This window comes from Nakamurella sp. GG22, assembly GCF_052976845.2.
This window is the reverse complement of record NZ_JBRIIO020000004.1, coordinates 296,596-302,698: the sequence shown is the minus strand read 5'-3', so window position 1 is coordinate 302,698 and position 6,103 is coordinate 296,596. Positions and strand designations below refer to the sequence as shown.

The following is a 6,103-nucleotide window of genomic DNA, read 5'->3' as shown; positions in this document are numbered from 1 at the left end:
GGGGTGGTCCATTGGGTGGTGTGGGGGCCGGTGCGTTCGCAGTGGTGTCCGGCGTGGGTTTTGGCGCGGTGTTCGTGGCGGCATTCGGCGGTGAGATTGGCGGCGGTGGTGGGTCCTTCGGGGACGGGGATGAGGTGGTCCAAGTCGCAGCGGGTGGCGGGCAGGTGCAGGTCGGGTTGGCGCAGACCCCGTCCCGGAATCTGATGGCGGTACCGAGCTTCCCGGAGGGAAACCGGCCCAGTTCGGTGACGTCGAGCAGGTTGCCGTGGGGGTCGGTGAGTAACCGGTAGAACAGGCTCCCGGGTTGCTGGGCGAGGGCCCGGAGGGTGTCTGCGGGGACCGATGCGCTGCGGTCCATCAGTTGTCCGGGGGTGTTGGTGGCGCCGATCAGGGATTGGACGGAGACGACGACCCCGATGGTGACCTGCACCGGCCGCGGCTCGCGGTTGCCGGTACAGGTGATCACCCTGGGTGTCCCGGTCGTGTGGTCGGTGGTGTCGACGGCGGAGCGGGGTGGGTCGGGCCGGAACGCGGACGCCGGCAGCTCCCACTCGTCGGCCACGCCGAGCTTGTCATCGCCACTTCCACTGCCACTGCCGTCATCGCCATTGCCGCTGCCGTCGCCGCCCCCGTCGTCGGCCCCGTCGTCGCCCTTGTCCTCGCCGGCGCCGGCGCCACTGTCCTCGTTTCCCGTCGGATCCGGTGTGTCGTCGTCGAGGTGGTCGTCGGCGTCGCTGTTGGTGTCCCACACGACGTGGCAGCCGTTGCTGATCCGGCCCAGGAGCAGGTCGACCAGTGCATCGGCCCGGCGTTGCTGCAGGGTGCGGGGGTCGCCAGGGTCGGCGATGGCGGCCAGTGCGCGCAGGACCTGGTCGATGGCGTGGGCGTCGATGGAGGACAGCGCGGCGGACAGGTAGCTGATGCCGTCCAGGTCGGGGCGGACCGAGACGTACCGGTCGCCCAGTGATCGGTGTAGCCGCTCGTCCTGCAGGTCGGGTTCGATCCGCAGGATGAACTGGTTCAGGCACCTGCCGAGGATCTCCGGAGTCCGGCAGACGGCGAGGTCGACGACCACGGAGTTGAGCAGTTCTTTCGAGGAGTTCCGGACCAGCCGGCGCAGGGCCCGGTTGATTCGGATGATCTTGTCCTGGTCGATGTCGCCGGCCGCCCAGGCGTCCCACGCATCAGGCGCTTCCGCTTTCACGCGGCGGGCCATCGACACGGTGCCTTGCACGGTGAACTTCGATGCCTTGACGGCCATGCTGATCTCGGTGCTGGCGAATTCCCCGGCCTTGAACGACGGCTGCCCACCGTGGTGCCGGTCGTTGTTGATGCCGTGTTGGTCCAGGGCCCGCCGGGTGTCGGTGAAGTCGACCATCAATGCGGCGTGCCGGGCCTGCGCCCGGCCCAGGATTTTGAGCTGTTCTGCCAGTTCGTCGATGATGCCAGCGGCGACGTCACCAGCAACATGTCCCTTCGAGACTTGTTTCGACACAACTGATCTGGTCATGCAAAGAACCTACAGCGCACCCCCGACAGTCAGTCCGCGATCGCAATCATCAACGGCCGGACAGATCCGGAACTGCCTCCACCGGGCTCAGCCCTTCGTCGCACCGGCCGTGATCCCGGCGACGAAGTAGCGCTGCAGCAACACGTAGGCGATCACCATCGGCGCGCTCGCGATCAGCACGCCGGCGAACAGCACCGGGTAGTTCGTCGTGTACTCACCCTTGAAGTCGAGCAGCGCCTTCGGCAGGGTCGCCTTCGCCGGATCGGTGATGAACAGCAACGGGTACAGCAGGTCGTTCCAGTGCATCACGAACAGGAAGATGGCCACCGCGGCCACCGACGGCGCCGCGAGTGGCAGCGCGATCGACTGGTACGTGCGCCACTGCCCCGCACCGTCGATCTCCGCGGCCTCGAACAATTCCGTCGGCAGGGTCTTCAGGAAGCCGGTGAGGATGAAGATCGCAACCGGGCAGGTGACCGCGATGTTGATCAGGATCAGGCCGAGGAGCGAATTGGTCAGACCGATCTGCTTGAAGATGACGTACTGCGGAATCATGGCGACCTGAGCGGGAACGGCAAGTCCCAGCGCGAAGAGACCGAACACGGCAATCCCCAGCCAGCCGTGGATCCGGGCGATGGCGAAAGCGGCCAGGCTCGAGATCAGCAATGTGAGGGCGACCGAGCAGAGCGTCACGACGACGGAATTGAACAGGCTGGTCCCGAGCCGGCCACCCTGCAGCAATTCACCGAAATTGTCCAGCGTCGGCGAGGTGGGTAGCCCGAACGGGCTGGCATACATCTGCGGCGACGTCTTCACGGTGGTGAACAGCACGACCGTCAACGGCACCAGGATGATCAGCGAGTAGATGGTGAGCAGCACGGTGCGACCGGCGCCCCGCAATGTGGGTGCGGCCATCGTCACGCCCCTCTCGAAGAGAGCGCAACGGCCCTGCGCTGCAGCACGGTGACCAGCGCCACCACCAGTACGAAGATGACCGATTGTGCTGCCGCATAACCGAACTCGAAGGTCCGGAACGCCGAGTTGTAGATCAGCGTCGACAGGATTTCGGTGGCGTGGTTCGGTCCGCCACCGGTGCTGGCGTAGATCAGGTCAAACGCCTTGAACGATTGGATCGTCGTGTACGCGACGACGATCGCGGTCGCCGGCGCGATCAGTGGCCAGGTCAGGTAGCGGAACCGCTGCCACCGGGACGTGCCGTCGATGTCGCCTGCTTCGTACAACTCCAGCGGAATGGTCTGGAGGCCGGCGATGTAGACGACCATCATCTGCCCGGCGTGGAACCAGATCTGCACGATGGCCAGGTAGAAGATCGCCATCGACTGATTACCCAGCCACGGCTGCTGCCAGCTCTCCAAACCGATCGCGGCCAGGAACGTATTGGCCAGACCGAAGGTGGGGTCGTAGACGAACGTCCAGATGAAGGCCACAGACACGGACGACAACACTGTCGGGAAGAAGTACAGCGCCCGCAGCACGATATTTGTTTTCGTGTTGCGCTGCAGCGCAATGGCAAGGATCAGCGACAGTGTCGTCTGACCCAACACCACCGCGAACATGAACTTGAACGAGTTGCCGACCGCCTGGGTGAAGACGCTGTCCCCGCCCAGGAGACGCTGGTAATTGTTCAGCCCGACTTCGTTGAAGGTGGCCGAGAGCCCGTCCCAGTCCGTCACCGAGTACCGAAACGCCTGCACCGTCGGCCAGAGGACAAGCCACAGATACACCGCGGCCGCCGGCAGCAGGAACAGGAAGAGCCGCGGATCATTGCCGCGACGGCCGGATCGACCCCAGCCCGACCGGCTGAGCCGGGACCGCAACGGGCTCTGCGTCTTGCCGTCCGCAGCAGCGGGACCGGGCGAAACCCTCGACACCGTCGATGCGGTCCCGCTGGTCATCAGCCCGGCCGCTTCTCGTCGACGATCTGCTGAGCTGCTTCTGCAGCCTGCTGTGGGCTCGAACCGGAGGCCACCGCGACCAGCGAGTTCTCGATGGCGGACCGGATGTCGGCATTGACGAACTGGAACCGCGGCGCGAGCAACGTCTTGCGCTCCACCCATGGCGCCAGCGCCTTCAGGTCGGGGTTCTCGTACTCGACACCCGAGACGGTGACGTGCTGCGAGGTGCCGTTGGCATAGACCGCGGCATTCTCTGGCTGAGAGAGGAACTCCACCCACGCCCGGGCACCGTCGGCGTTCTTCGCCTGTGAATTCACCCCGAGAATGAACGTCGCGTTGAAGACACCCTCGTAGGCAGGCGTCTCACCGGCAGGTGTGGTGATCAGCGGCGCAAGGTCGATCGGGAACTTGCCACCCGCGGTCCGCACCTGGGCGATCTGGTAGGTCCCGGTGGGCAGGATCGCCGCCTTGCCCTGCGAGAACAGGGCCAGCACGCCGTCGGTGCTGGCACCGGCGAAGTTGGGCTGGAAGTACTGCGAGAGCTGCTGGAACTGGGTGAGGGCCGTGACCCACCAGTCATCGGTGGCCTTGTAGCGGCCGTCCTCGATCCCGGCGAACATGTCCGGCGTCGGGCCGTTGTTCATGGCCAGGGTGTTGATGATCTGGAACGCGTTCGCCGGGTCGTTGCCGGGCCAGACGATCGGGTCGACGCCCGAGGACTTGAACTTCTCCAGCGCGGCAATGTAGGCGTCCCAGTCGGCGGGAACCTCGGACACGCCTGCCTTCTCGGCGATCTCGGTGTTCAGCAGCGGCATGTTGAAGATCAGCTGATACGGGAATCCGAGCTGCTTCCCGTCGAGCGCGCCGGGGGTGATCAGGTTCTCGACGTAGTTGGCTGCGATTCCCGATGACGACAGATCGGTGAAGATGTTCTGCTCGGTGAACTGCGAGAACTGCGTTCCGCGCAGCGCCGTCAAGGCGTCACCGATCGATCCGTCCCTCGCCTTTTGCGCAGCGGTCGACTGGTACTGCTCGGACGGGTCGATGGTCTGGGTGACCGACACGCCGGGGTACTTCTCGGCGAAGGATGCCGCCAGCGAATCCAGGACCGCCTTGTCCTCGCTGCGCCAGTGATAGAAGTTGACCGTGCCGGTGACGTTCGCCGTGCCGCTGCCGGACGCGGCTGCGGCCGCACTGGTCGGTGACGCGGTGGACCCCGGCCCGCCGCAGGCGGCGAGCAACAGACCGGCTCCCGACAGCCCGACGCCGGTCAGGAAGGATCGGCGGGTGACTCCCGACACGGACGGAGGAACGGCGGACATCTGCGACTCCTGATTCTTGAAAAAATGAGCCCGGCCGTTAGGCCGGTATCGCTGACTGGTACCCGGAACGGACCCGGCCAATCACGTCCGCACCGACCCTGGTCGCCTCTTCGAGGTGGGGATACCCGGAGAGGATGAACTCGTCGATGCCGATCTCGATGTACTCCTCGAGGCGCTGGGCGACCTCGTCGTGACTGCCGACGATGGCGGTCCCGACTCCCTCACGGACCAGTCCGATGCCCGACCACAGGTTCGGGGCCACCGTCAGATCCTTTGCGGTGGTCGGACTTTCGGCTGCGTGCAGGTCGGCCATCCGGGCCTGTCCGACGGAGTCCATCCGCGCCTTGCGCTGCCGGACGGCGGCCACCACCGCCGGGTCGAAGCCGGCCTGGATACGGTCGGCCTCCGCCCATGCCTCCGCGCCGGTGTCCCGGCTCAGGATGTGGATGCGCAATCCGAACCGCAGCTTCCGACCCTGCTCCGCCGCGAGTCCGCGCATGGCCGACACCCGGGCGGCAATGGCGTCCACCGGCTCGCCCCACAGCAGGTAGGTGTCCGCCTGGCGGGCGGCCACCGCCTGGGCCGCGGGCGACGCCCCGCCGAAGTACACCGGGACGGGGATTCCCGACGGACCGACCAACGCGGCGTCGACGACGTTGATGTGCTTGCCGTGCAGTGTCTTTCGCTGGCCGGCGAGTAGCGGTTCGAGGACGTCGAGGGCCTCGCTGGTCACCTCGTAGCGCCCGTCGTGATCGGTGTGGTCGCCGTAGGCGGCCTGTTCGACCGGGTCGCCACCGGTGACGATGTTCAACGTCAACCGCCGCCCGTGCATCCTGGTGAAGGTGTCGGCCTGCTGGGCGAGCAGGGTCGGCGACGCCAGGCTCGGCCGTAATGCCACGATGAAGCCCAATCGCTCGGTCCGGGCCGCGATGGCCGAGCAGACGACCCAGGGATCGGGGCAGCCGATGCCGACCGGTGTCAGGACGGAGTCGAAGCCCGCGGATTCCGCTGCCTGCGCAACGCGGGTCAGATAGTCGAGCGTCGGCAGCCGTCGCCCCGTGCCGACCTCGGTGTCGCCGAATGCGGGGATCACTCCGGGGGTGTCGGAATCACCGCGGGTGGGCAGGAACCAGTGGAACACCGGCGCGGGTCGGCCGTGCTGCTGCGACATGGGAGTCCTCAGGGAGGGGTGACGGGCGCCGGGGTCTCAGCGCCTGGGCGGCGAGAAGAGGGGATGGGCTCAGCCGGTCGGACAACACGCGGCGCTGGCGACGCGCACGAGATCGACGTGCCGTCGCGACACCAGAGCGGTTGTCATGCCCCGATCCTCGCTACCGCTCCGGCGATAGTCAACT

6 protein-coding genes are annotated in these 6,103 nt (G+C 66.5%); all 6 read right to left on the bottom strand.

Annotated elements, in window-relative coordinates; genetic code table 11:
- A partial coding sequence (locus tag ACVBEQ_RS07260) for a DUF222 domain-containing protein (RefSeq protein ID WP_447153599.1) occupies positions 1-1,510 on the bottom strand: 1,510 nt, incomplete at its 3' end.
- Positions 1,511-1,597: 87 nt separating this feature from the next.
- Positions 1,598-2,425 carry a carbohydrate ABC transporter permease gene (locus ACVBEQ_RS07255; RefSeq protein WP_447153598.1) on the bottom strand — a complete coding sequence of 276 codons (828 nt, stop codon included), beginning with the start codon at positions 2,423-2,425 and terminating at the stop codon, positions 1,598-1,600.
- A 2-nt stretch (positions 2,426-2,427) separates the two neighbouring features.
- Positions 2,428-3,426, bottom strand: a complete 999-nt coding sequence (locus ACVBEQ_RS07250) for a carbohydrate ABC transporter permease (RefSeq protein ID WP_447153597.1) — start codon at positions 3,424-3,426, stop codon at positions 2,428-2,430.
- Complete coding sequence (locus tag ACVBEQ_RS07245) at positions 3,426-4,748, bottom strand: ABC transporter substrate-binding protein (RefSeq protein ID WP_447153596.1); 1,323 nt, start codon at positions 4,746-4,748, stop codon at positions 3,426-3,428. The genes ACVBEQ_RS07250 and ACVBEQ_RS07245 overlap by 1 nt, the downstream gene beginning before the upstream one ends.
- Before the next feature lie 37 nt (positions 4,749-4,785).
- The gene (locus ACVBEQ_RS07240) at positions 4,786-5,919 is read right to left on the bottom strand and encodes an LLM class flavin-dependent oxidoreductase (protein ID WP_447153595.1); all 1,134 of its coding nucleotides are present in this window, start codon (positions 5,917-5,919) and stop codon (positions 4,786-4,788) included.
- Positions 5,920-5,988: 69 nt separating this feature from the next.
- Positions 5,989-6,066 carry a putative leader peptide gene (locus ACVBEQ_RS07235; RefSeq protein ID WP_447153616.1) on the bottom strand — a complete coding sequence of 26 codons (78 nt, stop codon included), beginning with the start codon at positions 6,064-6,066 and terminating at the stop codon, positions 5,989-5,991.
- Positions 6,067-6,103: the final 37 nt, after the last annotated feature.

Excerpts from the sequence above, each read along its gene's own strand:
- ACVBEQ_RS07255 (WP_447153598.1), bottom strand. The coding sequence starts at position 2,425 with ATGGCCGCACCCACATTGCGGGGCGCCGGTCGCACCGTGCTGCTCACC.
- ACVBEQ_RS07250 (WP_447153597.1), bottom strand. The coding sequence starts at position 3,426 with ATGACCAGCGGGACCGCATCGACGGTGTCGAGGGTTTCGCCCGGTCCC.
- ACVBEQ_RS07245 (WP_447153596.1), bottom strand. The coding sequence starts at position 4,748 with ATGTCCGCCGTTCCTCCGTCCGTGTCGGGAGTCACCCGCCGATCCTTC.
- ACVBEQ_RS07240 (WP_447153595.1), bottom strand. The coding sequence starts at position 5,919 with ATGTCGCAGCAGCACGGCCGACCCGCGCCGGTGTTCCACTGGTTCCTG.
- ACVBEQ_RS07235 (WP_447153616.1), bottom strand. The coding sequence starts at position 6,066 with ATGACAACCGCTCTGGTGTCGCGACGGCACGTCGATCTCGTGCGCGTC.